16 protein-coding genes and 3 pseudogenes are annotated in these 15,674 nt (G+C 40.6%); 9 read left to right on the top strand and 10 right to left on the bottom strand.

Annotated elements, in window-relative coordinates; all coding sequences use genetic code 11:
• The first annotated feature begins 128 nt into the window (after positions 1-128).
• The 6 genes and pseudogenes from FIS9605_RS0130915 (at position 129) to FIS9605_RS46785 (ending at position 4,189) form a co-directional block, all read left to right on the top strand.
• Positions 129-590 (top strand): (2Fe-2S) ferredoxin domain-containing protein, encoded by a 462-nt coding sequence (locus tag FIS9605_RS0130915; RefSeq protein ID WP_026736006.1) that lies wholly within the window; start codon positions 129-131, stop codon positions 588-590.
• Positions 591-737: 147 nt separating this feature from the next.
• Positions 738-1,109: a tRNA-binding protein gene (locus FIS9605_RS0130910; RefSeq protein WP_231510522.1), complete on the top strand. Its 372-nt coding sequence runs from the start codon at positions 738-740 to the stop codon at positions 1,107-1,109.
• A 134-nt stretch (positions 1,110-1,243) separates the two neighbouring features.
• Positions 1,244-1,666: a TIR domain-containing protein gene (locus FIS9605_RS0130905; RefSeq protein ID WP_026736004.1), complete on the top strand. Its 423-nt coding sequence runs from the start codon at positions 1,244-1,246 to the stop codon at positions 1,664-1,666.
• Between the two features lie 229 nt (positions 1,667-1,895).
• Positions 1,896-2,804, top strand: coding sequence for a DMT family transporter (locus FIS9605_RS0130900; RefSeq protein WP_072032442.1), 909 nt, complete (start codon positions 1,896-1,898; stop codon positions 2,802-2,804).
• A 266-nt stretch (positions 2,805-3,070) separates the two neighbouring features.
• Positions 3,071-3,514 (top strand): annotated as a pseudogene (locus FIS9605_RS41435) (IS6 family transposase); the annotation flags it as partial.
• A gap of 492 nt (positions 3,515-4,006) precedes the next feature.
• A complete protein-coding gene (locus FIS9605_RS46785; RefSeq protein ID WP_197036185.1) occupies positions 4,007-4,189 on the top strand; it encodes a hypothetical protein in 183 nt (60 codons plus the stop codon).
• A gap of 348 nt (positions 4,190-4,537) precedes the next feature.
• On the opposite strand, the gene FIS9605_RS46780 is transcribed toward FIS9605_RS46785, so the two are convergent.
• The 9 genes from FIS9605_RS46780 to FIS9605_RS0130850 all read right to left on the bottom strand — a co-directional run bounded on the left by FIS9605_RS46780 (position 4,538) and on the right by FIS9605_RS0130850 (position 12,387).
• A complete protein-coding gene (locus tag FIS9605_RS46780; protein ID WP_442854749.1) occupies positions 4,538-4,675 on the bottom strand; it encodes a hypothetical protein in 138 nt (45 codons plus the stop codon).
• Between the two features lie 541 nt (positions 4,676-5,216).
• Entirely contained in the window at positions 5,217-5,819 is a 603-nt protein-coding gene (locus FIS9605_RS0130880; protein ID WP_026735999.1) for a cysteine hydrolase family protein, read from the bottom strand.
• A 58-nt stretch (positions 5,820-5,877) separates the two neighbouring features.
• On the bottom strand, positions 5,878-6,726 hold the full coding sequence (locus tag FIS9605_RS0130875; RefSeq protein WP_026735998.1) for an ABC transporter permease: 849 nt from the start codon (positions 6,724-6,726) through the stop codon (positions 5,878-5,880).
• A complete protein-coding gene (locus FIS9605_RS0130870) occupies positions 6,723-7,763 on the bottom strand; it encodes an ABC transporter substrate-binding protein (RefSeq protein ID WP_026735997.1) in 1,041 nt (346 codons plus the stop codon). Before FIS9605_RS0130870 ends, FIS9605_RS0130875 begins: the two co-directional genes overlap by 4 nt.
• Before the next feature lie 66 nt (positions 7,764-7,829).
• Positions 7,830-9,383: a phosphate ABC transporter substrate-binding/OmpA family protein gene (locus FIS9605_RS0130865; RefSeq protein WP_026735996.1), complete on the bottom strand. Its 1,554-nt coding sequence runs from the start codon at positions 9,381-9,383 to the stop codon at positions 7,830-7,832.
• A gap of 9 nt (positions 9,384-9,392) precedes the next feature.
• A complete protein-coding gene (locus FIS9605_RS43345; protein ID WP_155960599.1) occupies positions 9,393-9,608 on the bottom strand; it encodes a hypothetical protein in 216 nt (71 codons plus the stop codon).
• A gap of 516 nt (positions 9,609-10,124) precedes the next feature.
• Positions 10,125-10,784 carry a hypothetical protein gene (locus FIS9605_RS0130860; protein ID WP_026735995.1) on the bottom strand — a complete coding sequence of 220 codons (660 nt, stop codon included), beginning with the start codon at positions 10,782-10,784 and terminating at the stop codon, positions 10,125-10,127.
• Positions 10,785-11,909: 1,125 nt separating this feature from the next.
• Positions 11,910-12,038: a TnsD family Tn7-like transposition protein gene (locus FIS9605_RS46775; protein ID WP_082209907.1), complete on the bottom strand. Its 129-nt coding sequence runs from the start codon at positions 12,036-12,038 to the stop codon at positions 11,910-11,912.
• A 1-nt stretch (position 12,039) separates the two neighbouring features.
• Positions 12,040-12,387, bottom strand: coding sequence for a hypothetical protein (locus tag FIS9605_RS0130850; RefSeq protein ID WP_155960598.1), 348 nt, complete (start codon positions 12,385-12,387; stop codon positions 12,040-12,042).
• Positions 12,388-12,898: 511 nt separating this feature from the next.
• On the opposite strand from FIS9605_RS0130850, the gene FIS9605_RS40105 reads away from it, so the two are divergent.
• Both FIS9605_RS40105 and FIS9605_RS46770 read left to right on the top strand, forming a co-directional pair.
• Positions 12,899-13,993, top strand: a complete 1,095-nt coding sequence (locus tag FIS9605_RS40105; protein ID WP_051470202.1) for a tetratricopeptide repeat protein — start codon at positions 12,899-12,901, stop codon at positions 13,991-13,993.
• A gap of 231 nt (positions 13,994-14,224) precedes the next feature.
• A pseudogene (locus FIS9605_RS46770) lies at positions 14,225-14,365 on the top strand (IS110 family transposase); the annotation flags it as partial.
• A gap of 166 nt (positions 14,366-14,531) precedes the next feature.
• Here FIS9605_RS46770 and FIS9605_RS0130840 read toward each other — a convergent pair.
• Entirely contained in the window at positions 14,532-14,909 is a 378-nt protein-coding gene (locus FIS9605_RS0130840; protein ID WP_026735993.1) for a hypothetical protein, read from the bottom strand.
• 285 nt (positions 14,910-15,194) lie between these two features.
• On the opposite strand from FIS9605_RS0130840, the pseudogene FIS9605_RS45685 reads away from it, so the two are divergent.
• Positions 15,195-15,674: pseudogene (locus tag FIS9605_RS45685) on the top strand (IS6 family transposase); the annotation flags it as partial.

The following is a 15,674-nucleotide window of genomic DNA, read 5'->3' as shown; positions in this document are numbered from 1 at the left end:
GAATACAGTAGGCCCGTATGGTTTGTATCTGGGCTTTGAAGTAACCGCACCAGCCGCACTAGAACTTACTGCTTACTCTATCTGGGCAGGGACGCTGTTTTTGTTAGCTTTCCTCCCAGTTATTAACAATGACTAACAATATAATGATGCAGTCCAGTCTTAAAGCAGCAAAAATCGATGTTCCCCAAAACAACGATGCCCTGCTTACTCGTGTACAGAGCTTAGGACTAGCTAAAATTGAGCGACACGTCTTTATCTGTACTGACCAGACAGGTGCTAAATGCTGCTCAAAAGAAGCTAGTTTGGAATCTTGGGAATACTTGAAAAAGCGGCTTTTGGAGCTAAACCTTGATAAGCCTTCAAACCAAACTCCCAGTTGCATCTTTAGAACAAAAGCCAACTGCTTGCGAGTTTGTTGCTCTGGACCGATTCTGGTAGTTTATCCGGATGGTATTTGGTATCGTCAGGCAACCCCGGAAGTGATTGAGCGGATCATTCAAGAACACTTGATAAGCAACAAAGTGGTGGAAGAATATGCTTTTTTAATCCATCCTTTGCCGGAAACTGTGTTGCTTGCTACAACAATTTAATTTAACTGAGTTCAACATAATTGGTGCTTTAACAATACGGGCAGTTCATTGTGTTAGGGCTGAAACTGCCACTATTTTACCTGTCTCAAGTTAAAAGGCTAGTGCTGAACAATTATGATATTATCCTAGAAGACGCAACTTGTATATATGGCAATGAAAACAGAGGAATCAACTTTAACAACTTTAGAAGAGATCACTTTTTCTGATTTTCTTAAAGTAGATATTCGAGTTGGTCAAATTATTGAAGTTACAGATAACCTTAAGGCGAAACAATCGGCTTATGTGCTGACAATAGATTTTGGCGAATTGGGACAAAAGACTAGTTCTGCCCAAATTACTCAGAACTATACAAAGGAGGAATTACTTGGAAAGCAGATTATCGCTGTTGTCAATTTCCCCGCTAAAAGAGTAGCTGGTGTTAAATCTGAAGTATTAGTATTGGCAGCCGTCTGTAAGACTCATGGCACAATTTTATTAGAACCAAATACTGTTGTAGAAAATGGTACTCGTATAAGCTAAGCTAATTTTCTCACTTCTGTGAGTTCTGAAAAAATAAAGAAAGTATCTGCCCAAAGTGGCAAGCATTTTTTCAAAAATAAATTATTGTTTTTGAACTTCATTGGCATAAAAAAAGTATTAAACGAGTGAGCGCAATGTCATTAATATTTTTGAGTTATGCAGTCAGCGACGATTTATTTGTTTCTCGCTTGGCTGGCGATCTTAAAGCTTTGGGCTATGAGATTTGGGAGGACTGCATCAGTACGCCTCCCGATCAAACTTTGTTAGAGCGACTTCACTCTGTAAAAAGACGTATAGATTCTATTATTCTAATATTTTCAAGCTCGTCAAAATCGGGAACGGCTGCTGTTTCCGACTGGAACGATGTGATTATAGACGAAGCAATTCATGGTCGAAATTGGCTAATTCCGATTTGGGTGCAAAACAGCGATCTTCCCAGGCATATTTTCCCAAGTAGTGTAGAAGATTTTCGAGAACCATCTGCCTATTCTTCTGCTTTTCAAAAGCTGGTAAGTAGAATTAATTCGACTTTAGTTATTAAAGAGAATAGCAACTAGTGCATCTAGACAAAAATAACTAACCAGCTAAAGTTGTGGAACTAACTGAAGGTATGCTCAAACAATTCAGTTACCTCCATCAATCTGTTGGAGCAGGTTAAGAGTACTGCGCCCTGTTTAGAGTACATTCCAAGGAGTTGCCTATGTGTTGCGACCTGCTGGAAAGAAATGCCCTGACCTACTTTCCCAAGCGATTTTGGATTTACATTAGCAGTAGTAAAAATTAAACATGTCCTCAAACTCTCGCACCCTTGCACTTGGTTCTGGTTGTCTTGCTGCACTCGGATGGGGACTCACAGGAACATTCGTCAAACTACTTACTAATCTGACAACTTTTGAGGTTCTATCTATTCGACTGTTGGTTGCCTTTTTGACAACGCTACCGATTTTCCTCATTCATCGTCAACTCCTGTCAGACTTTCTGGCGCTCGTTCGTAAACCGATAGGCCTATTACTGTCTAGTTTGATGATGTTCTACTATCTGTTTGCAGTTCGGGCTTTTCAGCTTGCACCTGTCAGCGATGTTGTGCTGATTGTGGGGCTTTCACCCATTATCGGGTTAGTGGCCAAGGCTTTCATTAAAAAGCAGTTGAAACTTTTGGAACTGTTCGGTGCGTTGACTTCCTTTACCGGGTTAGTCCTTTTCGTTTTACCAAAGCTCCAGGGAAGCTCAGATGGTCAATCTGAATATTTGACAGGTCTTTTCTTTGCATTTCTTTCAGCGTGTATCACACTGAGTTATGCCTCTCTCTTCAAGCATTACGCAGGTGCAAAATTTACGCTAAATCCCGCCACCGTTGCTTTCACAACATTTGCTATCGGTTCCTTTTTGATTACACCTGTTGTTGTACTTTCTTCTCCTGATTTATTTACTCATTTTATTCAGCCTCATCAATTCTTTATTGCTTTAGGATTAGGTGTTTTATCGACCGTCGTTCCAACTTTCTGCTATGGGTATGCCGCTAAACAACTGTCCCCTATTTTGACTACAACCTTAAATTTGCTCACACCAATCTTTGCATCGGGAATTGCATTTTTCCTGCTACGAGAGCAGCTATCCTTCTGGAGCATTATTGGAGCCTTGCTGATATTTGCAGGGATTATCACCCTATCATTGCCACAGCCAAGAAAGAGGTAATGTGTCGATTAACAGATTAGATGGTGTACATTTAAAATAAAATCGTAAAGTTTCAGACTCCTAAAAGCCTTGAAATAACGTACTAATGGTTTAGTTTAGAAAATAATAAAGTCTTATCGCTGCCTGCCCGAAAGCTTACCCTTTAATGACGGAACCTCGGCAGAAATTACAAAAGCAATTGCAAACGGTAGTGTTGCAAAAACCAGTGGTAGACTGGGAGGAGTAGTATTTGTACTTAGTATTGCTTGCCATTCCCCACTGCACCCATGAACCCAAAGCACCCCTTCAAGTGGCGTCATTTCCAATCGGACATCATACTGTTGTGTGTCAGGTGGTACTTGCGCTACCCCCTCAGTTACCGCAACCTTGAAGAGATGATGGTGGAGAGGGGTCTTTTGGTAGACCATACAACGGTGTATCGTTGGGTACAGGCTTATGCTCCAGAACTGGACAAGCGCTGCCGACCTTACCTGAAACTAACTAATGACTCATGGCGGGTTGACGAGACATATATTGAGGTGAAGGGTAACTGGAAGTATTTGTATCGGGCTGTCGATTCACCAGGAAACACCTTGGACTTCATGCTCACTGCCAAAAGGGATGCACGGGTGGCAGAACGCTTTTTCCGTAAGGTTTTAAAGGCTGAGCATAACCAGGAGCCGCGCGTCATAAATGTAGATAAGAACGCTGCTTATCCTCCAACAATTGAGTCTTCTAGCTCGGTAAAGGGGAGTAGGTCGCCATTGTCGGTATATTGACTGTACTTCGTCAGGAATTTCAATCCAGCGTTGTTGGCTAACTTCTTGCTGAATTAGTGCTTCTGGAAACAGTGGAGCCAACTGTTGTGGTGTAATTGGTTGTCCCGTACCAGGGTGCAGTACGGGCGGTAAGGGTGTCGGTAAGTCTGCCTGAATGTTATACCAGGCTGAGGGCATCTGACTTTCAGACAGGGTGTATTTAATCGCGTTGATCACAAATAGTGCCTGTAATGTTTTGGATACGCCCAGGAGGGTAGTAATAATTTACATTTCTCAAGCGCTTAAGCGCATTGATTTTTCTTACGATCTCAGAGTGATTTATTTTTCAACGGTTATGCATTAGTCAGAGCGAGAGCGAGCAAAACTGGAAATATTCCTCCCCTGTGCTAAGAGCGTCCTGCCCTCATGCCTATTTAAGGGGGTTTAGCTTAACACGCTATTTGAGTGATTGTCCTCCCCAGGGGTGAAGTTGGCAGTTGGATTCTTGTGCGATCGCCCTCCTCACAAGGCGTTGTTAAGAAGCCTTCACCCCTTGCGGTGGATGTGCACGCCCCGTCGCGGCGGTTTCTGATGCTCCGAGTAAGGAGGGCTTACGCTCACAATCGGGGTTACGACTTCGAGTATTGAGATGACGAGTCTACCTTCTTCAGTTGCGCAGCGATCAAGTGTAACTATGTATCACCTATGTCTAGTAAAAAGGTAATGACGAGAATGGGTAATCTTATATACAACAAACTTGAAGCTTGAGTACGCAGACGACACCCAAATAAGAACGCCCAGTGGAAGACCGTATTGGTTATTCTTGTAGGTGATCGCTTCGGGTCACTTAAGCAATAAAATCCCCTCCAGTGATCGGCAACTTCATAACATTGATCTGATCAAGCTCAAGTGATAAGGCCACAGCGATCAAGACCGACCCACCAGCCGAAATGGATTAAAGTCGGTTTCGCGATCGTAGTAGTCTTCGTGTTCCTGCTACTTCAGCCAGCCCGCGATCCAATAGGTGATGGGTGTAAACAGAATCTCAACGCCGCACTTAAACAGGTAGTTGGAAACGATCAGCGTCCAGAGCAAGCTGCCCGAAAAACCTTCTACACCTGTGAAGGCAATCACAATAAACAGCGCCGTATCAACCACCTGGCCAATCAGGGTCGAGTCGTTTATACACCACAAGGGGAGGCAGTGGAGATTGAACAGATGATGCGACAGTTTCCATTGCCTCGATAAACAAAGGCGATCGCTCACACGAGTGTTGCTACTTCGAGTATTGAGATGACGAGCGTACCTTCTTCAGTTTGCAATTAAACAGCAGTCGAGGATTGCTCGTGTAGAATAAGTAGCTAATACTACTGACTAGTTGCATATTTCATCACTCATCACTCATCTGCGTTCAGCTCCCAGCACAGCGATCGCTCCTCACAACAGTGCCAACTTCACCCCTGTTTTGACAACAACCCAAAAAGCGTGTTAAGCCACACCTCTTGGGACGATCGCTACTTCAACAGATCCCTAATGGTGTATTGCAAGTTTCTGATTCACTTAATTATTAAGTTTTGTTGATACTTTTGGTGTTCAATCGCCTTCAAATCCTTACCAGATGCTGTTTTGTTTGAAAAATAAAAGCTAGAAAATAGCTGTTTGTCTAGAATTTTAACTAATTGTGTCCTTCCATTTTTGATACTTTAGTAGCCTTCAGGAAGTCTGTATGTGAAATACAAGCACCTGCCTGTAGGTATTCCATAGCCTTGAGGGCAGACCAGTGAGCCTCCCAATCAGAGCCAGCACAACAGTCTGCAATCACATGAAAATAATAGTCTCGTTGGTGGGCGTCTACGGCTGTATAGTGCACGCAGACATTAGTCATGGTACCGATAAAAACTAAAGTTTCAACTTTTAACCCTCGCAATAGAATTTCCAAATCCGTGCTAAAAAAGCAACTATAGCGGCGCTTGGCAATAACAAACTCTCCTTCAATGGGAGCGAGTTCTGTATAAATTTCAGTACTAGGCCATGTTTCCAAACAGTGAACTGGCTCTGCACCATCCAACTCTCGACCAAAATCTACCATTTCTTTACGATGAACTTCCTGAGTATGGATAATAGGCAGTCTGGCTTGTCGAGCGGCAGCAAGAACTTGCTTAGCTTTTGGCAGTACTTCTGCTGCTCCCACTATTGGTAAACAACCACCTGTAAAGACATATGTTTGAAAATCAATGCTGATTAAAGCAGTTCTTTTGAGGTCTAAATTGAAGTTCATAAATACCCGTCATAAACACCCGTCTTCCTTTCCCCTGGCTTAATTAGGAGAAATTTAATTAGTCTACAGCCCATTTACAACTTACGTACAGTAACAATCGAAATAATAAATCAATTGCTAAACCAATCAATCCAATCACAATTAAACTCGCAAAAATTTCGTCAGTCTTGAGAAATCTTTGAGCAATACTAATCCGGCGACCTAAACCTTCTGTCGCCGCCACTAATTCAGAAACAATGACCAAGTTCCAAGCCCCCGCCATATTTACTCGACAAGCATTAATAACGGTGGGGAGAATAAATGGAAAGATAACTTGCAGTAAAATCTGTCTTTTTTTTGCACCCAAAGTGTAAGTGGCATCCAATAACTCCTTGGGCACAAACTTGACAGCATCCATAACCATTAGAATGTTGAAGAACACATTACCGATAAAAATCAGCATAATTTTTGACGTTTCTTCCACACCAAAATACAAAATCAGTAAAGGGATAAATGCAGGGGAAGGCATATAGCGCACAATGCCAATAATGGGTTCAAATAACGCACGAATACTTGCAAAAGAACCCATTACTACCCCGATGGGAATCGAAACAACAACCATCAGTGCAAATCCAACTGATACCCGAAACACGCTAAAAGTGATATCTATAAGCAAATCTCCACTTGCCAAAAGCCTTTGAAAAGCACCCCAAACTTGACCAGGAGAAGGGAGAAATAGTGGTGAAATAAAACCAGTACTAGTGATAGCCCACCACAGCACCAAAACAACAGTGATGGACAAAAACATTAAAATCCATGCAACAAAAGGAGGAATGTCTTCAGCGATGCGCCAAAAAACAGATGGTGGCAACATTTTCTGAGGATGTTTAGAATATATTGCCTGTAAATCTTCTGCGTTTTGAGTCATGTTTTTTGCTTGGCAGCGTAGGCTTTGACGAACCGCTCGTCAAATAATTTGCTTAAGTCAGGTGTTTGTTTGGCTAGACCAGTGCTAACGAGAAATTTGCTAATTTCTTCAGCAGCATACTGTAGGGATGTCATGTCTTCACCAAGACGAAATGCTTTTAAATTCTCTTCTAATCCAAAGAGTGTAACTCCTTTCTCAAACTGCTTATATTCATCTATAGAAACTCCAGCGCGTCTCGCCATGATTTCGTAAGATTTTTTTGAGTTTACTTTCATAAAATCCAAAGTAGCAAACCAGCTATTCACCAAAGCTTGAATATCTTGAGGACGTTCATTGAGCGTTTTTCGGCTAACAACTAAATGGTCGGAAATTGCACCTGGAAAATCTTTAGAACTGAATAGTTCTTTGCTACCAGGGCGTGATAAAGCTTTTGTAGTAAATGGTGCAAACACCCCAACCGCATCCACTTGACCAGCAACAAAAGCGGCAGCAGCAGCACCTGTTTCCAGCGGTCGAAACTGAATATCTGCTTGAGTTAAACCCGCTTGTTTCAATCCTAGAAGTAATAGAAAGTGGTCAACAGTTCCTTCTTCAGCAGCAACTTTTTTACCTTTGAGCTCAGCAACACTATTAATTCCTTCGCGGGCAATAATTTTGTCACTGCCAGTTGAGTTGTCGATCGCTAAAACAATAACTTGGTCGGAACCTGCTGCTACAGAGCTAATGACATCGTTGAGTGTTTGTCCATTAGCATCTAGTTGACCTGCTCTGAGGGCATTGATGGAATCTAAATAAGCATCAAACCACTTCAAATCTACATTAACTTTGTTGGCTTCAAATAGCTTTTCTTCTTTAGCTACTTGCCAAGGGAAAAAACCAGCCCAAATATTCAAACCTAATTTAATTGGTGCGGATGTTACAGGCGTGGTGTTGGGAGTGCTAGGACTGGAGACTTGTTCACTTCGAGTACAACTGACACTAACAATTAAACTGACTAAAAAAACAACTAACAAAGCTAGTAAGGTGCGTAGTTTCATACAACCTCGTGGGAACACGGAAAACTCTCACCTAAGGTTAGGAATTGGCGATCAAAACTTCTGAACTCAATTAACGCGAACTAAGCGAATTTCTGTACGTTGATTGCGTGGGTCATCAGCAACAAATCCTGGTAGCGGCTGGGTAAAACCTTTACCAACAGCTATGATGTTGTGTTTAAGACCCCGCTTGCGTAGATAATTCCGCACTTGTTCTGCTCGTGCTTGGCTGAGCTTTTGGTTAGCGGCAGCATCGCCAGTCCGAGATGTATGACCAATCACTCGTAGGGCAACTGTTTGTTCGTTAAACTCTGCAATCTCCTGAGCCAGTCTATTTAGGGTTTGCTGTCCTTTATCTGTAAGCAAGGCAGAGTCAGTTGCGAATTTGACTTCTCCTTTTAATTGCAAGTTGCCGATACTAGGAGCAGTTGCAATTTGACTAGGATTGACAGTCGTGATAGAAGCGCTAGCCTCACCTTCTAGCTTCTTTGCCAGTGCCGGATTGTCAGGGCGTACTTCCTCAATGAGATTTTTTGTGTTTTGTGCGGCTTGGGCAATTAATTCAGGCGTATACAAAGCCTTTGAGTTGAAGGGAACTTGATTGAGCTTTCCTGCAAGTGTTAGCACTGCCGCAGTAGAGCGGATTCGTCTGTTTAAAGTACCATCTGTTAGCCATTTTTGGGCTTCTACAGAAGTGAAAAAGTCAATGCCTTGCATAACTGTCACAGCATCATTGGTGGGTAAGTTACTAGTTTCAGTAATTTGTGCCTGTAACCGTTTAGCATCATGTATATTGGCTTCGGTTTCACGGTAATAAGCCGATAAAAATTGCTCGACGACCCAAGGTTGAGATTGCAGCAGACGATTGGAGGCAACAATGATATCTATAATTATGCCTGGAGCATCCTTACTGGATAGCACTACCGTATGTCCTTGTTGCCTTGCCTGACTGATATAAGGTTCCCAAAGTACCGCAACTGCTACGTTTTCATTTGGGTCTTCTAATAACTTCCAAGCTTCGCCAGCATCAGCCACCTTTTTGATTTGGAAATCTGACAGTTTAAACGCTTCAAATTTGCTGCTCAAAACCATAGCTAGATATTCACTGGGAGTATCACCAGCGAAAGTAATGCTCAACTGCTGTCCTTTGGCATTTGCTTGCTGAATTAGTTGAGGTAGGTCTACCAGTGATTTCAAATTCGGATATTTTTTCGTATTCAGGACGACTGCATCGGCTCCGACCGTGGTATCCACCAGTCCGACTATTTTCCCTTGAGTATTGTGCACGAGAAATTGATCTAAAGTCGTCAAGATAAAATTGGCTTCTCCCCTATTCAGTTTTTCAGCTAATTTACCAAAATCTAATTCCTCTTCATAACGTACATTATCTAATCCAGCTTCTTTGAGTCCTTTCTGAAATGCTTGACTGCGAAAGGTGCTGTAACCGCTAAAGTCATTGCCTGAAACAATTAATTTATTAATCGTTTCTGCTTTTGAGTTTTCTTTGGTAATTATTATCGGGGGGAAAAACTGCTCAAGCAACCAAGTGCTGATGAAAGGAACAGACGAGAGTACGACTGCCATGACCAGCACTATTGCAATTAAATTGTCTTTTTGTTTCATCAAAACACCTCACACTGAAGGTTTTAGGTCGAAGCGCTTTGCCTTGAATTCAGTATAATCCCTAATACTTTTTTCAGAATTTACTAATAATTTTTGCAAAGTGTAGCAAATCGCATTGTAAATCTGAGTGGCGATCGCCACCGAAAGTGCAGAGCGATCGCATCTTGGATTGGATGAGGAATGGGTGAAACTTTTAGTTAGGATATAGCTTTTTACCAACCTCATCCAGAGCTGCGTTGATTGTCTCATTGGGTACATCGAAGATAGTCTTAGCTAAACCAAATATTTATTCACTACTCATCCCACAAGCGACTGCTGTTAAAATTATTCATTGTTTTGCGTCTAAATGAGCCATTTCACCGTTGTCACACAAAATCCAAACTCTTGTTGGATATGATTAGTTGCAACAGTTCTTTCGTAGATATCTTCTCATGTCAACTCCTGATAGCTATATGGAAAATTTGTTTCAATATTAAAAAACTACAAAAATCTTATGATGAAAAAGTGTCAAACTTGGAACCATCAAATAATTAAATAATAAAATTTTCATCAATAAATTAAACAAAGTTAATAATTATTAATTTTTTTGTTTTTTTGGAGAGGATTTTTTTGAATAGCTCCTTTGTTGTCTCTTTCTCTTGCCGTATATTGTTCTGCGATTGCCAAAAAAAAGTGGCTACTTATCCAGTCTCTTCAGTTTGTCCTGTTTTAGGATGAACAAAACTATAGAGATACAACCACTCATAACAGTTCATTATCCAGTTGCTGGCGTAGATAAATAATCACAGAATTAAGTATTTTTACTTTTAAGAGCGAGCCATAATAAATAACGCCGTATTGAACTGCTAACGATGATTCAATCAATTCTTTAGCACTAGACTGGTTACTTAATACTTTTATTTGTGCTGAATAATCTTTAATATAGCTATCAAAATCCGATGTGAGTTTCATCAATGTTTTCATTTCTGGATATTGTTTATTTGCCCTTTCAAGTAGTTTTGATATCTGGCTTTGAAATTCGTCAAAGTTTGCCTGGATAAAACTTATAGTAGATTCATAGTTACTGTTCTCACGCTTTTTAAGCTTGCTACATGCAATTTGTAACTCAGTTTCTAAAGCTTGAATCACTTTCTGTTGCGATTCTAATTCTTGAATCTGTTTGTAAGTTTTTAAAAACTTTTTTTCATTTTCCTCACGCAAAGTTTCATAGAGGCTTTCAGCCGAATCAACAATAAACTGAGTAGCTACCAACGAACCTATTGAACCCACCGCTAACCAGGCTCCTAATGTCTTAACAATGTTGTTGCTATTGGGAAATAGGCAGATTACTGCTCCTATTCCAACCCCAAGCATTGCAAGGATAATACCCTTATTTCTCAAATTATTAAATGGTGCAGACATAGTGATTTATATTCCTGCCACTGGCTAAAAGATGGCGAACAGGTTTGTACATAAGGGAGAATTGTATGACTTTGCCGACATACCCACTCGCCACCTACCTCTGGCGTTGAGCCAAACTAGGACAAATTATTTAAGGTTGACCAAGCAAGGCGAGTCTGATTTCAACCCAACCCTGCTGTCTTTGCCCCTCTATAGAATCGTTTAATTCCAGACTTTGTCAGAAAACTATATTAATAAAGGCTGGCTCGGTTTTTTCTAACAGCTAGCTTGAAAATAGGGAACTCTTAACGGGGAACTCTTAACAGGAGGAAGCGGAATTTTCATGTTTGGCTGTGGGATTTTCCCGTAATTGACTGACTTAATGGTTAGCGACGAAACTCTAAATTTACCACAGCAATATCTTACACAAATATGTACTATTGCTGTATGTTTAAAATTGCGTTGATAAATTGGAAGAGATTGACTCGACTAACAAACCAGACCTTCATGAGGAGCAACTTTCCCCGCTATCGGTCGAAGTCGGTTCAAATTCGCAAGAGCCTACCAAGCAGCAGATTGCAGAGATTTGCAACGAGTTACGGCGATTGCGGATTAACCCTAAGCCTTGGAGCTATGCATTAGTCGGATCTTTCGTAACAAAAGTGTGAATGGCTGTAAGTGTACATTTAAAATAAAGTCTTGAAGTTTCAGAGTTCTGAAAGCCTTGAAATAACGTACTTATGGTTTGGTTTAGAAAATAATAAAGTCTTGAAGTTTGAGAATGGTCAACCCCAAACCAGAAAAACTGAAAATAATAAAGTCTTAAAGTGTCACACAAGTAAGTTTACCTATTGTCAGAAACAATTAGATATGTATAGTGTTAGGGATTGAAAGTTTCTGGGTCAATTTGAGAGGGTGAATAAGTCGTATGATTGTGTGTTCTCAAGAGGAAATTGGCAAAACTGCTGGGTTATCACATAATTACTTAAATTTGCCAGCCTTGTCACGACTGGGTTTGGTAGCACTACAATCTATACTACTCGTGTAGTAATACCCAGTCGTGACAGCCTTAACGATAAATATTTTGGGCTGGGCGACTTTATATATAAGGCTGGCTTGCTTTAGCAGGTTTAGCCCAGGGGCGCACTAGCCCCAAAATTGGATAAACAGTAAATGGTGAAGGGGATGACAACTGCTTTGGGGACGGAGTAACTTGAACAACCAACAATGATGAGGTTGGGAAATCTCCAGAGAGCATTGTAGCGATTTTAACAAATCAGCGCCCGTAGTGTATTGTCAGCATCTCAAGTAAATCACGATTGACAGCGGCACGATTAGTAGGATATGGAAAAGTTTGAGAAATTAAATAGAGATAACGTTGATAAATGAATTCCAGATTGAGAGAGTTATAAGGTAGAGAAAGTAACCAAGCGGCATCAGTAGCAATTTTTAGTAGAACTTGATGGTGAGAATCTCGAAAATTGACTGGTGTCGGGGAACCGATTGTGACTTTACCTATTGATTGGCAGAAATTGTGAAGGATAGTTTGGCGCAGTAGAAACGCAATTACAACGGTTACAGCATACTTACACTCATAGGGGCATTGCAGGTATGCCGCCATCATCACAATTTGCTGTATCTGTGCTGGTTATGAAATCACGCCGCCAGGTGCCAGTAAAGCGTTTGAGTCGTGCGGTGCAGTGGCTGAAAGTTTCACAGAAGCCCGGCATGTTTGAGCTAGTCAATAGTTTGGTGCAGCCAGTAGGGTGCATTACTTGCGCCCCCTACTGTTGTCTAATATTGTGTATTGTGAATTCTGTTAAGGGTGCTCCCAATTCCGTAGCCTCTATCATAAGAGGAATCAAGTGGACCGCGATCGCCGCCGTGTGAAGGACGATCGCGCTCGTTGTTAAGCCGCTTTAAAGATTCTAATTGAGGATGTTATGTGGAAAAATTCTATATAATACCCAAATATGAATGTTATATAGAAAAATTCCGTAGAATCACCCGATTTGGGGTATTGATATAGAAAGTTTCCGCATAATAAGTAGTTATGCTGAAACAATGAGTTCGCCAAGGTTATCGTCTTCATTTGCATAGTTGGGTCAACAACATAGATTAAATGAGGATTTAGAATGACGATTATCTTCCTAGCTGAATGTGGAAGCAAACAACAAGCTGAATTCTTTTCGCGACATTTTGATGCAGTTTCTTGGACTCTAAAAAACAGTAGTATTAAGTCTCAATGTCATGCAGAGATTAAGCAGGACTGTGAGGGTAACTGGTGGTGTACCTTGTCTGTAAATTCGATAAACTGGACTCCTGTTAACAGACAAGAAGCTAACTATCGGTATTTTCAGATTTTGGAACTGCAAAACTTTTTGCGAGAGCATTTAAAGTCAGCTCCTGCTTTTCGATATGCTTTTATAGGGGAAATTGGGGAAGGCGACTTAAATCACTTACTGAGTGATGCTAGTAGTAACTATAGGGCAACCTACGATTACCTGATTTCTTCAAGATCTTCTAATCAATTCAGCATACCTACTTTTGTTTATGTGCTTAAAGTCGGGTTTTTATTATCTGAAATCCTTTGGCAGCAAGTGGGATCGCCCTCAAAGTTTGAATCCTTGATACAAGGCTATGTTTGGTTGCCCCCATCACCTACACTAATATCGGGAGGTATACAGGCACCACCGCAAGAGGTGATTGACCAAACAACAGTGCGAATAGCTGTCGATCCTCAAAGAGCTGAAAACTATAATCAAAAGGGGATGGAACTCATTAGACAACGAAGATTTGTTGAAGCTTTAGCTAATCTTGAACAAGCTCAGAAATTAAGTCCATTCTCCCCAGCGATTCATCAAAATAAAGCGGCTTGTCTCTATTTTTTAGAAAGATTCTCAGAAGCATTACAAAGTTGTGATTTAGCGATAAATCTCAACCCTGACTTGTCTGATCTCGTGATCGTATATCAGCTCAAAGGTGATATATTTTATGCTCAAGGACAGCTAGAAGAAGCGCTGGAATCTTTTCAAAATTCATTAAACTTAAATCCTGATGCTTCCTATGCCATCCATCCTTATTATCAGAAAGGTTTGATTTTAGCAAAACTAGGAAGGTATCAAGAGGCTTTAGACACTTGTGAATTCGCTTTAAGACTATATCCTAACCAGGGTGAAATATATGAATTAAGATTGGAAATTTTAGCATCTTTCAATCAAGATAGATAATCCCACGACCTGTGCAACGCCATAAGTAAATAAAGGTTAAGAGAGTTAAAAAAGGGACTGTTCGACCGAGAAAATACGGAGGATTAGCCCAAACAGAGTCAGAAGCGTTATCAGTAGAGGTGAGAAACTCAGAAGAATAATTCGTAATTCGTAATTCATCTTAGATTAGAATGCGCGATCGCGCTTTGTTGCGGACTGTGGATATTCAGAAGCAGGACAATCTAAAGATTAGATTGCCAGTGGTTACAACAATTACATACTTATGGTTTACTATCGGGTTCATTTCGTCCAGAAGACCAAATTTGTGTCCTCCGCAGTTATATCCGTCAAAGAGATAATTTGATTAAGAGTGGTTGCGTCCATATACAAAGGGATAATTTAATTAAAAATCTAAGGTATTGCTGCTAAGTTCGGACAACTTCAAATAGTGCTGGATAGTTTAGAATAACAGTCATTATTACCTAAAAAGTGACTTTTTATTTTTGTATCGGGGTGTGGTAAATGCACCCAGTTACAGTCATTTCCTAAATGATTGCAGTTAGCCAGTGTAGTTCATGCCTAACTGCTCGCTCGTATTTTGATTACACAGAGTTGTATTGGTCTTGCAACGTTCTAGCTTTTGTTGATACTCTTGTTTGGTATTTACTAATTGAAACAACAAAAACCCAATTGTCAAAAATGAAATGATTAAATAGATAAATAAACCACGTTTGTCATCTTTAGTTTTGGCTTTTGAAACTTCTATAAAATACTTCAATTCACTAATTTCTGTTTCTTGATTTTCAATTTGTTCTTCTAAGATAATGATTTGATAGATGTATTTTTCTGGCAATTCTTCAAGAGGTATATCTTCTATTTGTCTGGCTAATTCATCCCATCGGTTCTGCCATTTTTCTAGTTTTTCATGTTCTTTCATTTTTGCGATTCTCCAAACAGGTTTGATGTGTGGGGTGTAGTAGATACACCTAACGCGATCGCGCTATCTTTGAAGAAAAAATCTTTAAAGGGGACAAGCAAGCTCAACAAGAAGTCAAAGAAATTATCTCTGAACTCATGGCTAGAAAAAATCAATATTTTGCGAAGATTAAGCGTTTTATAGTTCAATACAACTTAAAAGATACAGGTGAAGAATATCGGTTCTGTTGCAAAAATCGCTGCCTCGCTAATAGAATATTCTCTCTGGAGATTTAATATTATCCAGATGAAGCCCAAGCATCCGTTTAAGTGGCGGCACTATCAAGCCGAAATCATCCTGCTGTGCGTGCGGGTATCTTCGGTATCCATTGTCGTACCGCAACTTGGAGGAGATGATGACCGAGAGGGGGCTAAGCGTTGACCATACGACTATATATAGATGGGTGCAGCACTATGCCCCAGAACTAGAAAAACGGTGTCGTTCACATCTCAAGCCGACAAATGAAACAGGCGCGCGTGGATGAAACCTATATCAAGGTGAAAGGTAAGTGGAAATATTTGTACCGAGCTGTTGATTCTGCTGGCAATACTATTGACTTTATGCTGAGTGCCAAAAGAGATAAACGAGCAGCTAAACGTTTCTTCTGCAAGCTTTAAAGATAACTTGCAATCAACTTCCTCGTGTAATTAATGTGGACAAAAACGCGGCTTATCCAACATCCATTGAAGAGTTGAAAGCCGAATCAACATTGACTCAAGCTTGTGA

The sequence above is a fragment of the Fischerella sp. PCC 9605 genome (genome assembly GCF_000517105.1).
In the GTDB taxonomy this organism is placed as follows: domain Bacteria; phylum Cyanobacteriota; class Cyanobacteriia; order Cyanobacteriales; family Nostocaceae; genus PCC9605.
This window is presented reverse-complemented; position numbering and strand designations above follow the sequence as displayed.